The organism is Labrenzia sp. THAF82 (assembly GCF_009363435.1).
Taxonomy (GTDB): domain Bacteria; phylum Pseudomonadota; class Alphaproteobacteria; order Rhizobiales; family Stappiaceae; genus Roseibium; species Roseibium porphyridii.
Genome location: NZ_CP045354.1, coordinates 1,619,308 through 1,635,737, shown reverse-complemented (window position 1 = coordinate 1,635,737; position 16,430 = coordinate 1,619,308). Strand labels below are relative to the sequence as shown.

Here is a 16,430-nt window from a genome sequence, read left to right as displayed (position 1 = left end):
ACTTTGGACTTGAAATACGTCGACCGGCATCAGATCAACCATGTCAGTCGAGACATAGATATCGCAATAAATTAGCATCAATGGATTGTGTGTCTAATCTTAACGCTCAGCTAGTAGCCTGAATACCCCTACCACCCGAAACCGACCCAGATGACGCAATTGAGCTATTTTGCTCCGGGATCTGTCGCGAGCCGAAGTGCGATAAATCGGAAAACTGTTTTGAGAAAAAAGGTTGGTTGACCGGGAACGGTCCACCCGGCCTTGATATGGCTTGAATGCGCCAGGCAGAAGCGGGCAATCGGTGCGACGCATCCAATGGCGGCATGACGGCGGGAAGCAAAGAGGAATGAGACATGTCAGCTTTTCCTGACAAGGCACAAATCGTCATCGTCGGTCTGGGCGGCATTGTCGGCGCGTCGGTGGCGCATCACCTCATCGAGCGTGGCTGGACGAATGTTGTCGGTATCGACAAGTCCGGCATTCCGACCGACATCGGCTCGACCGCACATGCCTCTGATTTCTGCTACACCACAAGCCACGACTATCTGTCGGTCTGGACCACGCAGTATTCCATCGATTTCTTTGAAAAGATGGGCCACTACGCGAGGGTCGGCGGTCTTGAGGTGGCGCGCACCGGTGACGACACCTGGATGGAGGAAATCAAGCGCAAGGTCACATCCGGCAAGGCGTTTGGCACCAATGTCAGCCTTGTCACTCCGGCAGAGATCAAGGAAAAATTCCCGCTGATCGAAGAGGATATGGTTCAGGGCGGCATGTGGGACCCGGATGCCGGTCTGGTCATTCCGCGCTCGCAGACCGTTGCCGGCAAGTTGGTCGACCAGTGCGAAAAATCCGGCAATCTGAAAGTCTTCGCCAACACGCCAGCGCAATCGCTTATTGTCGAGAATGGCCGCATTTCCGGCGTCAAAACCCATCGCGGCACGATCCACGCCGATCACGTGATTGTTTGCGCCGGTCTTTGGGGTCGCCAGATCGCCGAGATGGTCGGCGAGGACCTGCCGGTCATGCCCGTCGACCACCCGCTGACTTTCTTCGGCCCCTATAACGAGTTTGAAGGCACCGGCAAGGATATCGGTTACCCTCTTTTGCGTGACCAGGGCAACTCGGCCTATATGCGCGACACGGGCGACCCGAAAACTGCCGAAGGCGGGCAGATAGAATGGGGCTATTACGAGACCGACGCACCGCGTCTCTGTCATCCGCGTGACTTGCTTGAAAAGGATCAAGCTCGTCTGTCGCCCTCACAGCGCGATCTTGAGATGGAACAGGTCATCGAGCCACTGGAGCGCGCCATGGAGCTGACGCCGATCCTGGGTGAGATCGGTTATAATGAAAGCCATTCCTTCAACGGTTTGTTGCAGGTCTCCGCTGCCGGTGGCCCCTCCTGCGGCGAAAGCCAGAAAGTACGCGGGCTCTGGTACTGTGTTGCCATCTGGGTGAAGGACGGCCCGGGCTATGGCAAGTTGATTGCAGACTGGATCACCGACGGACGCACTGAAATCGATCACGCTTCCATCGACTATTCCCGCTTCTACGCCCATCAGATGACCGAGGAATTCATCGAAGGCCGCTGCTATGAGGCAGCCCAGAAGATCTATTTCCCCGCAATCCATCCACGCGAGCCTTACGCCTCCGGCCGCGGCGTCAAGCGCTCCCCTTTCCATGAGCGCGAAGTCGAACTTGGCGGTCACTTCATGGAACTTGGCGGCTGGGAACGCGCGCATGGATACGCCGCCAACGACCACCTGCTGGAAAAATACGGCAACCGCGTGCCCGTTCGGGAAAATGAATGGGACAACCGTCACTTCTGGCGTGTTTCCAATGCAGAGCAACTGGCGCTGAGCGAAGATTGCGGCATCATCAACCTGTCGCATTTCTATATGTTCGACGTTGAAGGCCCTGACCATGTTGCCCTGATGGAATGGCTATGCGCTGCCAAGATTGGCGGCGACACCATGGTCGGCAAAGGCATCTACACGCATTTCCTGGATGACGAAGGCAATGTACGGGCCGACCTGACGGTGTTCCGGATGGACGACCGCTGCCGCATCGTCGATGGCGCTGATGCCGGACCGCGCGATCTGCGCTACGTTCAACGCGTCGCCGAAGACAAGGGCTTCAACGTCACCGTAACCGATGTCAGCGAAGCCTATACCACCATCGGCATCTGGGGTCCGAACGCCCGGGAAAGCCTGAAGAAGGTCGTCTCAGATCCGGCGGCGCTCGATCCGGAGAACTTCCCCTTCGCGGCCATCCGCAAGCTTGAAATCGCCGGAAAGGAAGTGTCAGCACTCAGGCTTTCCTATGTGGGCGAACAGGGCTGGGAACTTCATATGAAATATGAAGACGGTCTTGCTGTGTGGGACGCGCTCAGAGCAATCGGCGTTATGGCCGTTGGCGTTGAAACCTATGCCAACTCGCGCCGCATGGAGAAGAGCCTGCGCCTGCAGAACGCCGATCTCCTGACCCAATACAACCTCTATGAGGCCGACCTTGCCCGACCCAAGGTGAAGGAGGCGGACTTCCGCGGCAAGGCAAAGCATCTGGAGTACCGGTCACGCGACAAACAACCGGCCATGCTGTGCACACTGGTCATGACAGACAACACCGATGGAAAGGGCGTCAAGCGCTATCCGGTTGGCGCCATGCCGGTTCAGGACCCTGAAACAGGCAAGACGCTGGTCGATAGTCTCGGGCGGATTTCCTATACAACATCAGTTGCCTACGGCCCGACCATCGGCAAGAACATTGCACTGGCCTATCTGCCGCAGGACTACTGCCAGGTCGGCCGTAAGCTGAATGTCGAATACTTCTCGGAAACCTATCCGGTCGAAGTGGCAGGTGTCGGTTACCAACCGCTTTATGATCCTGAAAACCTGAAACCTCGGTCATAATGCCGTATTCTGCGAGGTATCAAAAAGACCTCGCGGCAAGCTCTGGTTATTGAAATTCAGCTTGTTAAACCCTAAATTGAATGCGTGATTGTAAGCTTTCAGGAGGGTGTCGATGCCATTCTTTTCTCCCCGCGGCCCGGTTTCGCACGGAGCGGCAGAAGCCTTTGCAAAGGGTGTAAAAAGAGGATTGGCACCTGAGACCCGAATCCCGTCTTCAGAACGGAAAGCTGAGGCTCAGACACGGCTTGCAGAAGAGCCGCCGACAAGCGCCACCCGTATCACTCCAAGCCGGAAAAAGACCGACTTTTTATCTCGCTTGAAGGCTTTCTTTTTGCGCTAGGACAGCTCAGGACGGGCCGACCGTCCTGAGAACCTTTTTGGTCGTCTCCCGCATGGCCGGCATGACCGAGCGCAGGATTTCATTGCGATCAAAAACATTCGGATCGTCAGCCAGCGCCTGACGGAGTGAGCGGCCGAATGTTTGCCGCAACTCGGTTCCGAAATTGAACTTGCAAACCCGCGTCTCGCGCGCAAGGCGAATGCGAACATCCTGCGGAATGCCGCTGCCGCCATGCAAAACGAGCGGCTTCGTCGTCACGTGCTCAACAGCGGCAAGTGCCTCAAAGTCGATGCCGTCTGTCGCCTCCGTCTGCAAATGAACATTGCCAACCGACACGGCGATTGCATCTGCCCCGCTTTCCTTGTCGAAGCGTGCGACCTCAGTCGGATCAGTAAAGGCGGATGACGCCCCTTCGGCATAGCCGACATAACCGACTTCGCCTTCCACGGAGACATCGGCTTTATGGGCGGTTTCAACCAGTCTCGCAGTCAGGTCGATATTCTCAGATATCGGACGCTTCGATCCGTCGAACATCAGCGAAGTGAACCCGTGATCGATCCCCTGCAAACACTCTTCAACGCTGTAACCGTGGTCCAGATGACAGACCACCGGAACGCTCGCCTGATCCGCCAGATGGCGCAGCATCTTGCCGATCACGGGCACAGGTGTATGTGCGCGGCATCCGGGTCCGGCCTGCAGGATCACGGGCAAGCCTGTTTCCTCAGCGGCTTCCACAAAGGCAACGGCGTCTTCCCAGCCGAGCACGACCAATCCTGCAAGCGCATACCCGCCACGGGCAGCACCTGCCAGTACGTCATTCAAGGGAACTGCGGTCATTTGAACTTGGCAATCATGTCCTTGATTCCGGGGATCGTCTCGATCTGCCAGGCATGATCAGGTTGGAAAAATTGAACCAGCGAGCGTTGAGACAGGCCACCCAGGATCGTGAAATAGTACATTTCATAACCCGGTGCGACGACGCAAGGATGGTAGCCTTTGTCGAGCACGATCGTTGACCCGTCGACGATGTGATAGGCATCTCCGACTTTGCCGTCTTCCCGCTGAACCAGTTGCATCCCAAAGCCGTTGTTCGGGCGGAAGCGGAAATTATAGGTCTCGTCGTGACGCGATTCTTCCGGCAAACGATCCGTATCGTGTTTGTGCGGCGGAAAACCGGACCAGCCGCCCTGTCCAACCGTGAAAAGTTCGGACACCAAAAGGCGGCCAACCTTGTCGTGGTATTTCGTTCCCAGAATGTGTTTGATCTTGCGGTGCGTTTTTGTGTCGTCGGAGCCGTATTGCACCAGGTCGATATCTGCTTTTCTGACATCGAATGGTTCCAGCACCTTGTCGTATTTGGCCCCAGCAATGAAGACTTCGGCAGCATCGCTGACACAGACCATCTGCGCCCTGGCACCGGTCGGCACATAGACCCCTTCCGGCTCTCCGTCCCATACATCGTCACCGCGATTGCCGAGCTTGTCGAAAGACACGCCTTCAACAGTTACGTCCACACTGCCGGTCGCCGGGACAATGGCCGTCTCGTAACCGGGAACCGAGTACTCAAATGCCTGCCCGCGTGTCAGCTTGACGATGTTGAAATAGTTGAGCGGAACACGCGTATCGTCGGTATCGATGATGGCCTTGTTCGCGTTTTCGAACGGCGGGATATGCATAACGATCTCCTCAGCTCTGTGGAGCGGTGTTTTGCTCAAGAAAAGCCGCAAGCTCTGCAGGCGTCGGCATGGCTGGGGCACAGCCAAAGCGCGACACCACCATTGCCGCAGCGGCTGAGCCGCGTAGCACGGCCTCTCTCAGCGTTGTTCCTTTGACAAGGGCGGCGATCAGAAGGGCCATGAAGGCATCGCCAGCTCCCATCGGCTTTATGGCCTCAACCGAAAAGATACCGGTCTGAAAGCTCACTTCCGGTGCGAAGACGATCGAACCCTTTTCGCCCATTTTGTAAATGGCAGTCTTCCCGTCCTCAGCCAGGTCGCTTGCCAGACGGCGACCTGCCTCAGTGTCCCCTCCGGCCACGACGGCAAATTCTTCATCATTGCCGACAACAAGGTCCGTCAGTTCAATGGCCGCACCATAAGTCTCGGCAGCTTCCACACTCCCGGGCCAACTATACGGCCGATAGTCAAGATCAATGACGACCATCATCCCGGCGGCACGCGCCTTTTCCATGGCCACGAAGCAGGCTTTGCGCGAAGGATTTGCCGCCAGCGCGGTACCGGTCATGATCAGCGCATCGAACTTGCTGAAGTCGACCGTCCTGACATGTGCTTCATCAAGCAGAAGGTCCGCAGCATTGTTTCTGTAGAGCGTGTTCTGTGTGTTTTCGATGCGTGTTTCCGTAACGGCCAGCGAGGTTCGGCATTCGCCTTCAAGCTCAACAACATGCGCCGTATCCACACCGTAGTTGCGCAGTTCCCTACGGACAAAGCGGCCAATTGAATCCTTTGATACGCAGGTCAAAAGACTGGTTGCCACCCCTTGCCTTGCCAGACCGGCGGCAATGTTGCCGGAAGACCCGCCAAGAGCTGTCGCAAACCCGGTCGCACTTTCTGCTTCTGCACCTGGAGGGTCGGCATAAAGATCCATACCGGCCCGGCCAAGGACCAACATTCTGGACGCAGGCGAGAAGGCCTTCACCATCTCAGATGCCTTTTCTTTGCGCACTGCGACCGGCTTCCCAATCAGCATGCGCCTTACGCACACGTTCGCTTTCCGAAACCTCCGGGGTGCCAACTTCCCACCACGTGTGGCCTTCCTGTGTCCATCCGTCGAAGGCGTCCACCTGAAGGGAAATCACATAGGTCTTGTCCGATTGCTTGGCGCGCCCGAAGGCTTCTTTCAGCTCTGCAATGGAGGAAACGGATTCCGCATTCGCCCCCATCGCCCGTGCATGCGCCTCGAAATCGACAGCAAAGGGCTCAACTGCCAGCCTGCAATCGCTGATCAGATTGTTGAAGGACTCGTTGCCGGTGTTGTTCTGCAATTTGTTGATTACGGCAAAACCGCCATTGTCGCAGACGATGACAATGAGTTTGGCTCCAGACAAAACCGAAGAATAGATGTCGGAGTTCATGAGCATATAAGAACCGTCGCCGGTAAAGACGATCGTGTCGCGGTCGGCATGGCGCTCCTGGTGTCCAAGGCGAGCCCCCCAGCCGCCTGCAATTTCATAGCCCATGCAGGAAAAACCGAATTCGACATCCACACTGCCTAAAGAGCGCGTGCGCCAGTTGGCTGTCACCTCGGCAGGCAAACCACCTGCCGCGGCAACAACCCTGTCATCATCGGCGCACACTTCGTTGACCGCACCGATCACCTGGGCATAGGACATCGGCCGGTTGCTACCGTCTTGCGCTGTCGGCGAGATATTATCGTCGACATAAGCGTTCCAGGCAGCCCGTTCCTTGGCGGCTTTCTGCCTCCAGTCAGCTGGTGCCTCGTAAGTCCCAAGCGCGTCTGCAAGAAGCGGCAGCGTCAACTTGGCATCTCCGACAACCGGCAGAGCCATATGCTTGCCGGCATCAACGCGTCCGACATTCAGGGAAACGATTTTCGCATCGCCCGCAAATGCCGTCCACGACCCGGTGGTGAAATCCTGCAGGCGGGTGCCGACTGCAAGCACGACATCTGCTTCACCGGCAAGCGCATTGGCCGAATTGGAGCCGGTCACACCGATCGGCCCGCAATTCAGTTCATCCGAGTGGACCAGGTTGGCACGTCCTGCGATCGTTTCAACAACCGGGATCTTGTGCCGGCGTGCGAAGTCCTGCAGCTCCTGAGTAGCAAGCGAGTACTGGACACCGCCGCCAGCGATGATCAGCGGGCGTTCGGCAGCTTTCAGGCACTCGGCAGCCGCCGCAAGTTCGCGCGCATCAGCGGTCTGGCGACGCAGATAGTGGGTTTTTGGTTCAAAGAAGGCGTCAGGATAGTCATAGGCCCACCCCTGAACGTCCTGCGGAAGCCCCAGGAACGCCGGCCCGCAGTCTGCAGGGTCAATCAGCGTGTTGATCGCAGCCGGCAACGATTGCAACAGTTGCGCCGGATGTGTGAGCCGATCCCAATATCTGGTGACGCTCTTGAAGGCATCGTTGACCGACAGGCTCGGATTACCGGTATGTTCAACCTGTTGCAAAACCGGATCCGGCAAGCGGGTGACGAAGGCATCGCCGGAGAGCATGAGCAGCGGCAGTCTGTTGGTGTGCGCGATCCCTGCGGATGTCAGCATGTTGGTCGTGCCCGGACCGGCTGACGACGTTGCGAACATGAAGCGTTGCCGCAGCTGCTGTTTGGCGTAGGCAACCGCGGCCATTGCCATGGATTGCTCGTTCTGACCACGCCAAAGCGGCAGTTCTTCGCGATGCTCGTAAAGCGCTTCGCCAAGGCAGGTGACATTGCCATGGCCGAAAATGCCGAAACCGCCGGCACAAAGCCTGACTGACTTGCCGTCCACTTCGACGAATTGCGCAGCAAGATAGCGGACAAGTGCCTGAGCCATGGTCAGGCGAAGGGTTTTCTGGGCCATGCGCCTCAATTCCTCCCGGACAGCTTTTTCTATCGGCTCTTGGAGCCCTTGACGGCGAAAGCTAATCGGTGTTTACGTATTTTGCAAGCGGTTGCAAAAAAGATCGGATGAAACGGGATGGAAACGCGCAAACTTGGTGTCGGCATCGTCGGCGGCGGGTATATGGGAAAGGCGCATTCAGTGGCGATGCACGCCGTTGGTGCCGTGTTTGACACAGCCTTGCGCCCTGCCCTTGAAATGGTATGCACGACAACGCCGGAGGGAGCTGCGCGAAAAGCCAGCGAACTCGGCTTTTCAAACTCGACGTCCGACTGGCGAGAGCTTGTCAACAATCCTGCCGTCGAAGCTATCGTGATCGCTTCACCGCAGGAAACGCATTTGGAGATTTCCAGCGCTGCTTTTGAGCTGGGAAAGCCCGTCTTTTGTGAAAAACCTCTGGGGCGAAATCTGGCGGACAGTCGTGCCATGACTGCTGCGGCCAAGGCGTCGAACTGCATCAACATGGTTGGCTTCAACTATATCAGGACACCTGCCTCGCAGCTGGCTCGAGAGATAATAGGTTCAGGCGAAATCGGCGACGTTACCTATATTCGCGGCGAGCACACCGAAGACTTCTTTGCCGACCCGGAAAGCCCTGCAACATGGCGTACCGAAGGTCGGTCAAATGGCACCATGGGCGACCTGGCTCCGCACATCATCAATGCCTCGCAGGCTCTCGGCGGTCCGATGGAACGCGTTCTGGCAGAGATCGAGACGGTGGTGAAGGAACGGCCGGGAAAGGCGGGCATGCAGAAGGTCACAAATGACGATCATGCCCAGATCATGTGCCGGTTCACGTCCGGAGCGCTTGGCGCATTCTACGTCAGCCGCACGGCCTTTGGACGGAAAATGGGTTATGCCTACGACATCTTCGGAACAAAGGGTTCCATCCGATTTGATCAGGAAGACCAGAATGCACTCTGGCTTTATGAAGGTAGCCAGAACCCGTCACGGGAAGGCTTCAAGAAAGTCCTGACCGGCCCACACCACCCGGACTACGTCAACTTTTGCCTCGGAGCCGGACACGGAACAGGTTACCAGGATCAGATCATTATCGAAGCCCGGGATTTCCTGAAGGCTATTGAAACGGGAACAAACATTTGGCCAACTTTCGAGGACGGCCTTTATGTGAACCAGGTTGTTGAAGCGTCCTGGCAGTCCAACGAATCCAGAAGCTGGATCAATCTCGACCAAGTTTAGGCCAAGGGCACCCTGCCCGGCCTCTATTCCGGAAACATCACATGACTATCAAGATTGGAAACGCCCCCTGCTCCTGGGGTGTCGAATTCGCAGATGACCCGCGCAACCCGGCCTGGAAGAAGGTGCTCGATGAGTGCCGCGATGCGGGTTATCGTGGCATCGAACTTGGTCCTGTCGGCTTCATGCCCGAAGATCCGGCAGAGCTTGGAGACGCGCTCGCGGAACGGGGTTTGGAGCTGATCGGCGGCGTCGTGTTTCGCCCCTTTCACGATCCGGCGCAATGGGACGATGTCAAGGATGGCTCCATCCGAACCTGCGCGGCCTTGAAGGCACACGGCGCGGAACATCTGGTTATGATCGATTCCATTTCACCGCGCCGCGCGCCGACCGCAGGTCGCCCGGCTGAAGCGGAAAAAATGTCTTCTGAGGAATGGACCATCTATCGCGGCAGGATCCAGGAAATTGCCAAGATGGCAAGCGAGGAATACGGGCTGACACCGTCCATTCACCCGCATGCCGGCGGCTTCATGGACTTTGAGGACGAGGTTGAGCAACTCCTGGAAGAAGTCGACGAAAAGCACATGAAGATCTGTCTTGATACGGGTCACAGCGTCTATGCCGGTTTCGATCCCGTCGCTTTCATGACGCGGCATATGGATCGCATTTCCTATATGCATTTCAAGGATATCGACCCAGTCGTCATGAAGAATGTCATCGCAAACCAGACAGATTTTTATGAAGCCTGCGGCGACGGCATCTTCTGCAATCTCGGCAAGGGCAGTGTCGACTTCGCCGCCGTCAGGCAACTGCTGCTGGACAAAGGCTTTACTGGCTGGTGTACGGTTGAACAGGACTGTGATCCCGCCAAGGCGCAATCACCACTCGACGACGCGCGCGAGAACCGTGCCTTTCTCAAATCCATCGGCTTCGAGGTAACCGCATGACAAAGCTCAATTGGGGAATGATCGGCGGCGGCGCAGGCTCGCAAATCGGTCCGACCCACCGTATCAGCGCTGGCCTCGATGGCCACTTTCTTCTGTGTGCCGGTGCCTTTGACATTGACCCGGACCGCGGCAAGGCTTTCGCAGGTTCACTCGGCGTTTCAGCTGATCGTGCCTATGGCGACTGGCGCGAAATGCTCGCAGCCGAAAGTGCGCGCGACGACAGACTGGACCTTGTCACAATTGCAACTCCCAACGCCACACACTATGAAATCTCGCGCGCTTTTCTCGAAGCGGGCTTCAACGTCTTGTGTGAAAAGCCGCTGACAATGACGGCAAATGAGGCGCGAGAAATCGTTGAAATTACGAAGGAGTCCGGCAAGGTCTGCGCCGTGAATTATGGCTATAGCGGTTACCCGCTGGTCCGCCAGATGCGTGCCATGATTGCCAATGGCGACCTTGGAAAAATCAGGCTCATCAAGGCGGAGTTCGCGCATGGCTTTCATGCCGATGCCGAAGAAGCGGACAATCCGCGCGTACGCTGGCGCTATGACCCGGCTCAGGCCGGAACATCGGCTGTGTTCGCAGATGCCGGCATTCATGCGTTTCACATGGCCTGTTTCGTCTCGGGTCAGACCCCGACGGAATTGTCAGCGGATTTCGCCTCGCTAGTCGGAGATCGCCAGTTGGAAGATGATGCCATGATCAACTTCCACTTCAACGGCGGTGCGGTCTGCAGGCTCTGGACAAGTGCAGTCGCCGTTGGCCGGATGCACGGATTGACGCTTCAGGTTTTCGGAGAAAAGGGCGGACTTTCCTGGCAGCAGCAGCATCCCGAGCAACTGCATTGGACGCCGCTGAACGGAAGGACCCAGATCCTTGAACGTGGTGACTCGGATTTGTCGGAACAGGCCGTCCGCGCTTCACGCATTCCGATTGGTCATGCCGAAGGCATGCCTGTAGCCTTTGCAAACATCTACATGGACCTGGCGGATGTCTTGAATGCCCAAAGGACGGGTGCAAAGCCCGACCCGATGGCACTCGACTTCCCACAGGCCGAAGACGGGTACTGGTCGATGCGGGCAATCGAAGCCGCCGCTTCATCTGCCAAGGCAAACGGCGCCTGGACCAAACTTTAACAAGACACGGCCGGGCGCTCGCCAAAGAATCGCTCGGCCTTGCGAACACAATCGAGGCTTTCTTGGATCAGACAGGTTTCAGGGAACCACGCTCAATGATGGTGCAGGGAAACAAGCGAATCTCGGCACTGCGCGTCGGGTTTTCCACCATACCGACCACCAGTTCCACAGAACTCAGGATGATGTCTCGAATGGGTTGGCGGATGGTTGTCAGCGAATAGGCATCCCATCCTGCCATCGCAATGTCGTTGAAACCCATGAAGCCGATTTCCTCAGGGATCGAAAGACCGGCAGCACGCGCTGCATCCATGGCGCCCATGCAGATCAGATCGTCACCGCAAAAAACGGCTTCAATCCCGTCTTCACGCAAGACCTGCTGCATGGCATCCCGCCCGGCCTGATAGGTGTAGTTTTCCGCAAAGCAGGTGGCTGCCACCTCAAGACCTTTGTCATGCGCAGCCTTCAAAAACCCTGCTGCGCGGTCCTGCGTCGATGTTGCTGCTTCCGGTCCGCCCAACAACGCAACTTTCCGGTATCCGCGCTCTGAGAACAGGTCAGCTGCCATAGCGCCGCAATAGACATTGTCGATCCCGACAACATGTACATTGGCATTCGCTTCATATTTGCCGAAAGTGTGAATCACCGGGATGCCGGCAGCCTGAAAGGACGTCGCAAAGCTTGTTGGGAGCGTCGATGTCGCAACGATGACCCCATCAACGCTGTATTGCCTCAGCAGCTCAACGAATTTCTTCGGCGAGGTCTCAGCAGACAAATTGACGAGCAAAGGGCGGAAGCCGCGTTTCTGCAATTCGCTGGTGAAGAGGTCAAAGACGTCGAGAAAGGCCGGGTTCTGAAAATTATTCGCGACCAGACCGATCAGCTTGGTGCGATTTGTCGCCAGACTGCGCGCAATCAGGGAAGGCTTGTAGCCAAGGGACTTCGCCGCCTTCTCGACTTTTTCCCGTGTGCGGGCGGAAACGCTTGCACCATCGGTGAAAGTCCGGGAGACCGCCGAACGCGATACGCCCGCCAATTCCGCAACCTCCTTTAATGTAACCGCCAAATTCCAGCCCCAGCCCAGTTGGTCCTCATCCTTCGGAAAACCTACACGAATGCCAGACCGCGTCAATTTTTTTGCAACCGGTTGCAATTTCTCTGGTGCTGTGCTTGTCTACCAGCAGGCACGGTCTCGAGGATAAATTCCGGGATTGTAGAAAGCCTGAAAATTGGGAGGAACTAATGAAGAAGACATTGATTGCGCTTGCGACGGCCGCCATTGCGTTTACGGGTGTGAGCGGATCGGCAGTTGCGGACGGCGAGCGTTTTGTTCTTGTGAGCCATGCGCCTGACAGCGACAGCTGGTGGAACACGATCAAGAACGGCCTTGCACTTGCTGGCGAGCAGGTTGGAGCAGAGGTTGAGTATCGCAATCCGCCGACAGGCGACATTGCCGACATGGCACGCATCATCGAGCAGACGGCTGCGTCCAACCCGGATGGCATCATCACCACGCTTGCCGATCCTGACGTTCTGTCCGGACCGATCCAGAATGCGGTTGCCAAGGGTGTTCCCGTGATCATCATCAACTCCGGCACGCCTGAGCAGGCAGCCGATGTCGGTGCGCTGATGTATGTCGGCCAGCCTGAGTATGATGCCGGTCTTGCGGCCGGTCAGCGCGCCAAGCGTGATGGCGTTGGCTCGTTCCTGTGTGTCAACCACGTTGTCTCCAACCCTGTGGTTGGCGAGCGCTGCCGCGGCTTTGCCGACGGTCTGGGTGTGGATCTGGGCACCAGCATGATCGACAGTGGCCAGGATCCGGCCGAGATCAAGAACAAGGTCAAGGCGTATCTTCTGGCCAACCCGGACACGGAAGCTGTCCTGACGCTCGGCCCGACCTCCGCGGACCCGACCATCCAGGCGCTTCAGGAAATGGGCAAGGCCGGCGACATCTACTTCGGCACCTTTGATCTGGGCACCGAGATCGTCAAGGCGATCAAGGACGGCACCATTCAGTGGGGCATTGACCAGCAGCCGTTCCTGCAGGCTTACCTGCCGGTGATCGTTCTGGCCAACTACCAGCGCTATGGTGTGCTTCCGGGCAACAACATCAACTCCGGCCCGGGCTTCATCACCAAGGACGCTCTGGCGAAGGTTGAAGAATTCGCCGGCGAGTACCGCTAAGGCAGTGGCCGCCCGAGCGGTCGACTGGAGAGGCGGTCCTGCCGCCTCTCCCTTCTCAAGAACGTAACCCAGGCGCTCCTTTGTCGAAGTCGAGCGCGCTTCATCCAGAACATTGTTCTGCGGCCGGGCCGCATGGGAGCGGGCCTTTCCTGCTTCTCAAGGCGGCCGGCCACACCGGCACGCAGGAGGACACCATGGCTGAGACCCAAACGGCAGCCCCACCAGAACCAGAGAAAGACGAACGCGTCCGCGAGATGTCTCGCATGCGCAAGGCGTTGATCCGCCCAGAGCTCGGCGCCATTTGCGGCACCATTCTCGTATTCATGTTCTTCCTCGGCATAGCCAGCGACAGCGGCATGTTCGCCGCCGAAGGCATCATCAACTGGGGCACCGTTTCTGCCCAGTTCGCCATCATCGCTGTCGGCGCCTGCCTGTTGATGATCGCCGGCGAGTTCGACCTGTCCGTCGGCTCCATGATCGGGTTTTCCGGCATCATCATCGCTCTCATGAGCGTGCAATGGGGCTTTCCCGTCTGGTTCGCCATTCTGGTTGCCTTCGCCCTGTCCCTTTGCATTGGCGCCCTCAACGGCTATCTGGTCATCAAGACCGGCCTGCCCTCCTTCATCGTCACGCTCGCCTTCCTCTATATCCTGCGCGGGCTGACGATCTTCATTGCCATTGCCACCACCCGCAAGACCATCATCGGCGGCGTCAAGGATGTTGCCGAGGGCGACCCGATCGCCTGGCTGTTCGGCGGCAAGGTCTTTTCCGGAGTGTTCGTCTGGCTGGCGGATCTGGGCCTTGTCGGCACCTTCGTGGCCGGTCCCAAGGCCGGCCTGCCCGTGGTCGAGGGCATTCCCATGCTGATGATCTGGGCCATTGCCCTCATCATCTTCGGCCACATTCTTCTGACCCGCACCCGCTTCGGCAACTGGATCTTTGCTTCCGGCGGGGATGCCCAGGCCGCCCGCTATGTCGGTGTGCCGGTCAGCCGGGTGAAGATCTCCATGTTCATGTTCACCGCCTTCTGCGCCACCGTCTTTGCCACCTGTCAGGTGATGGAGTTCGGCTCGGCGGCTGCCGACCGCGGTCTGTTGAAGGAGTTCGAGGCGATCATCTCCGTGGTGATCGGCGGTGCGCTTCTGACCGGCGGCTACGGCTCGGTCATCGGGGCCGCCCTTGGCGCGCTGATCTTCGGCGTCGTCCAGCAGGGCTTGTTCTTTGCCGGCGTGGAGAGTTCGCTCTTCAGAGTGTTCCTCGGGGTGATCCTGCTGCTTGCGGTGATCCTCAACACCTATATCCGCCGCATGATCACAGGAGAACGTTGAGATGCCCGATGCAAACACAGCTCCCCTGATCGAACTGGTCGACATCGAGAAGCATTTCGGGCCGGTGATTGCTCTCAACGGCGTCTCCGTCTCCGTCAAGGCCGGCGAGTGTCATTGCCTGCTCGGCGACAACGGCGCCGGCAAGTCCACCTTCATCAAGACCATGTCCGGTGTGCACAAGCCCACCCGCGGCAAGATCCTGATCGACGGCAAGGAGATGACCTTCTCAACACCCCGCGATGCCATGGAGGCCGGCATTGCCACGGTCTACCAGGATCTGGCGATGATCCCGCTGATGTCGGTGACCCGGAACTTCTGGATGGGCCGCGAGCCCAGAAAGAGCGTCGGCCCGTTCAAGTTCTTCGACTTTGCCGAGGCCAACGAGGTCACCATGGCCGAGATGGCCAAGATGGGCATTCACCTGCGCTCGCCCGACCAGGCTGTTGGCACCCTGTCGGGCGGGGAACGCCAGACGGTCGCCATTTCCAGGGCGGTTTATTTCGGGGCAAAGGTGCTCATTCTCGATGAACCGACATCCGCCCTCGGTGTGCGACAGACCTCCAATGTGCTCGCCACAATCGACAAGGTCCGCAAAAAGGGCATCGGCGTTGTCTTCATCACTCACAATGTCCGCCATGCCATGGCCGTCGGAGACCGGTTTACCGTGCTCAACCGCGGGAAAACCCTCGGAACAGCCGAGCGCGGAGACATCAAGGCAGAAGAACTCCAGGAATTGATGGCTGGCGGACAGGAACTCGCTCAACTCGAAGGATCCCTCGGAGGAACCGTGTAAAAAACTGGTCTCACAACGGACAAAAGAATGCGGGCGCCTTGGGCGCCCGCTTTTTTGTTTTAACGGCATCAAAGATCCTCTCATGGAGTGTCCCCGCCATCTTGAGTCGAACGTTAACTCGGTCAAGCAGGTGCCTGCCGATCAGGACCTCAGCAGCCTCTTGGTTGAGCCAACTGCCGTTGCGATCTGAGCGTAGTGGGTCTTCCGCTTTTCCGAGTTCCCAGCTGAACGCAGTAGTTTGGTGACCGTCTCGTCGATCGCAGCTGCCGCTTCACGGTTCGCCTGCGCCAGGTTTGCTTTTGAAACAGCCCGATAGGTGCGCCGCTTCTTTGTGACTTTCGGAGCTGCCGGGTCCGCATATTTCGTCCGGATCGCCTTCAGTTTCCGCGACAGTCTTCTAAGCTCCTGCCCGGCTTGCTGGTAATTGGGACGCCGCTCAATGGTTGATGCAATTCGGCCGAAGTTCACGGCCAGGCAGTCGAGACGGTATTCAGGGCGAGTATCGTTCTCACACTCCTTGCCGCCATCGACAATCAGCCTGGCAACACCTCGCGTAACTGTGTCGCTATAGCCGCCTGTTGCGGCAAGCCTCGGGTCCCGCTCATTGTCGCCGGTGTAACTGGTTCGATCTTCCGGTGAAGAATCGGAATAGGAATCATTATACTGAGCAAGCAGGATGTAGTTACCCAGACGCTCAGTCTTGACCTTTTCATGGTTTGCGTCGCGTGGAGAAACAGCAGCACCTGCCGGGAGAACCGACATTGCTGCCAACTGTCCTGCCAAAAGACAGGCAATCACGCCATTCAGGCATTGTTTATCAATCATTTTCACCCCCTGAGAATTGTCTTAACAAACTTCCAAATACTGTGACTTGTTTAATCTCAAGTCATAAATACGGAGAACAAGTCAGTTAACTGGACACGCCGAAGCACACAAAACAAATGACGATAGGCGAAACACCTTCAGGCTGAAATATTGCCTTCCGCCAGAGACTGCATTGAGCGTCATCAA

Annotated in this window: 13 protein-coding genes; 7 read left to right on the top strand and 6 right to left on the bottom strand. The window is 57.5% G+C overall.

Annotated features, from left to right (window positions below):
• Nucleotides 1-353: 353 nt before the first annotated feature.
• A complete protein-coding gene (locus FIV00_RS07810) occupies nt 354-2,915 on the top strand; it encodes an FAD-dependent oxidoreductase (protein ID WP_152500215.1) in 2,562 nt (853 codons plus the stop codon).
• Nucleotides 2,916-3,261: 346 nt separating this feature from the next.
• On the opposite strand, the gene FIV00_RS07805 is transcribed toward FIV00_RS07810, so the two are convergent.
• The 4 genes from FIV00_RS07805 to iolD are packed head-to-tail and all read right to left on the bottom strand — an operon-like array spanning nt 3,262 to nt 7,798.
• Nucleotides 3,262-4,092 carry a class II fructose-bisphosphate aldolase gene (locus tag FIV00_RS07805; protein ID WP_152500214.1) on the bottom strand — a complete coding sequence of 277 codons (831 nt, stop codon included), beginning with the start codon at nt 4,090-4,092 and terminating at the stop codon, nt 3,262-3,264.
• Nucleotides 4,089-4,931 (bottom strand): 5-deoxy-glucuronate isomerase, encoded by an 843-nt coding sequence (locus tag FIV00_RS07800; RefSeq protein WP_152500213.1) that lies wholly within the window; start codon nt 4,929-4,931, stop codon nt 4,089-4,091. Before FIV00_RS07800 ends, FIV00_RS07805 begins: the two co-directional genes overlap by 4 nt.
• Nucleotides 4,932-4,941: 10 nt before the next feature.
• Nucleotides 4,942-5,940, bottom strand: a complete 999-nt coding sequence (gene iolC / locus FIV00_RS07795; RefSeq protein WP_247649355.1) for a 5-dehydro-2-deoxygluconokinase — start codon at nt 5,938-5,940, stop codon at nt 4,942-4,944.
• Nucleotides 5,918-7,798, bottom strand: a complete 1,881-nt coding sequence (iolD, locus tag FIV00_RS07790; protein ID WP_152500212.1) for a 3D-(3,5/4)-trihydroxycyclohexane-1,2-dione acylhydrolase (decyclizing) — start codon at nt 7,796-7,798, stop codon at nt 5,918-5,920. The genes iolC and iolD overlap by 23 nt, the downstream gene beginning before the upstream one ends.
• A gap of 117 nt (nt 7,799-7,915) precedes the next feature.
• On the opposite strand from iolD, the gene FIV00_RS07785 reads away from it, so the two are divergent.
• From FIV00_RS07785 to FIV00_RS07775, 3 genes are read left to right on the top strand one after another with little or no spacing between them, the layout of a single operon-like run.
• Nucleotides 7,916-9,037 carry a Gfo/Idh/MocA family protein gene (locus FIV00_RS07785; RefSeq protein WP_152500211.1) on the top strand — a complete coding sequence of 374 codons (1,122 nt, stop codon included), beginning with the start codon at nt 7,916-7,918 and terminating at the stop codon, nt 9,035-9,037.
• Nucleotides 9,038-9,078: 41 nt separating this feature from the next.
• Nucleotides 9,079-9,981, top strand: coding sequence for a sugar phosphate isomerase/epimerase (locus tag FIV00_RS07780; protein ID WP_152500210.1), 903 nt, complete (start codon nt 9,079-9,081; stop codon nt 9,979-9,981).
• Nucleotides 9,978-11,117: a Gfo/Idh/MocA family protein gene (locus FIV00_RS07775; RefSeq protein ID WP_152500209.1), complete on the top strand. Its 1,140-nt coding sequence runs from the start codon at nt 9,978-9,980 to the stop codon at nt 11,115-11,117. Before FIV00_RS07780 ends, FIV00_RS07775 begins: the two co-directional genes overlap by 4 nt.
• 67 nt (nt 11,118-11,184) lie before the next feature.
• On the opposite strand, the gene FIV00_RS07770 is transcribed toward FIV00_RS07775, so the two are convergent.
• Nucleotides 11,185-12,150, bottom strand: coding sequence for a LacI family DNA-binding transcriptional regulator (locus tag FIV00_RS07770; RefSeq protein ID WP_247649354.1), 966 nt, complete (start codon nt 12,148-12,150; stop codon nt 11,185-11,187).
• Nucleotides 12,151-12,356: 206 nt separating this feature from the next.
• Here FIV00_RS07770 and FIV00_RS07765 point away from each other — a divergent pair, with 206 nt between their 5' ends.
• From FIV00_RS07765 to FIV00_RS07755, 3 genes are all read left to right on the top strand, one after another.
• A complete protein-coding gene (locus tag FIV00_RS07765) occupies nt 12,357-13,298 on the top strand; it encodes a sugar ABC transporter substrate-binding protein (protein WP_152500027.1) in 942 nt (313 codons plus the stop codon).
• A gap of 194 nt (nt 13,299-13,492) precedes the next feature.
• Complete coding sequence (locus FIV00_RS07760; RefSeq protein ID WP_152500026.1) at nt 13,493-14,626, top strand: ABC transporter permease; 1,134 nt, start codon at nt 13,493-13,495, stop codon at nt 14,624-14,626.
• Between the two features lies 1 nt (nt 14,627).
• A complete protein-coding gene (locus FIV00_RS07755) occupies nt 14,628-15,419 on the top strand; it encodes an ATP-binding cassette domain-containing protein (protein ID WP_152500207.1) in 792 nt (263 codons plus the stop codon).
• A gap of 141 nt (nt 15,420-15,560) precedes the next feature.
• Here the strand turns inward: FIV00_RS07755 and FIV00_RS07750 are convergent, their stop codons facing one another.
• A complete protein-coding gene (locus tag FIV00_RS07750) occupies nt 15,561-16,244 on the bottom strand; it encodes a hypothetical protein (RefSeq protein ID WP_173005910.1) in 684 nt (227 codons plus the stop codon).
• Between the last annotated feature and the right edge of the window lie 186 nt (nt 16,245-16,430).

Bases quoted from the DNA above. Each gene is read 5' to 3' on its own strand.
- FIV00_RS07775 (WP_152500209.1), top strand. From the start codon at position 9,978: ATGACAAAGCTCAATTGGGGAATGATCGGCGGCGGCGCAGGCTCGCAA.
- FIV00_RS07805 (WP_152500214.1), bottom strand. From the start codon at position 4,092: ATGACCGCAGTTCCCTTGAATGACGTACTGGCAGGTGCTGCCCGTGGC.
- FIV00_RS07785 (WP_152500211.1), top strand. From the start codon at position 7,916: ATGGAAACGCGCAAACTTGGTGTCGGCATCGTCGGCGGCGGGTATATG.
- FIV00_RS07755 (WP_152500207.1), top strand. From the start codon at position 14,628: ATGCCCGATGCAAACACAGCTCCCCTGATCGAACTGGTCGACATCGAG.
- FIV00_RS07750 (WP_173005910.1), bottom strand. From the start codon at position 16,244: ATGATTGATAAACAATGCCTGAATGGCGTGATTGCCTGTCTTTTGGCA.
- iolD (WP_152500212.1), bottom strand. From the start codon at position 7,798: ATGGCCCAGAAAACCCTTCGCCTGACCATGGCTCAGGCACTTGTCCGC.
- FIV00_RS07780 (WP_152500210.1), top strand. From the start codon at position 9,079: ATGACTATCAAGATTGGAAACGCCCCCTGCTCCTGGGGTGTCGAATTC.
- FIV00_RS07765 (WP_152500027.1), top strand. From the start codon at position 12,357: ATGAAGAAGACATTGATTGCGCTTGCGACGGCCGCCATTGCGTTTACG.
- FIV00_RS07760 (WP_152500026.1), top strand. From the start codon at position 13,493: ATGGCTGAGACCCAAACGGCAGCCCCACCAGAACCAGAGAAAGACGAA.
- FIV00_RS07800 (WP_152500213.1), bottom strand. From the start codon at position 4,931: ATGCATATCCCGCCGTTCGAAAACGCGAACAAGGCCATCATCGATACC.
- FIV00_RS07810 (WP_152500215.1), top strand. From the start codon at position 354: ATGTCAGCTTTTCCTGACAAGGCACAAATCGTCATCGTCGGTCTGGGC.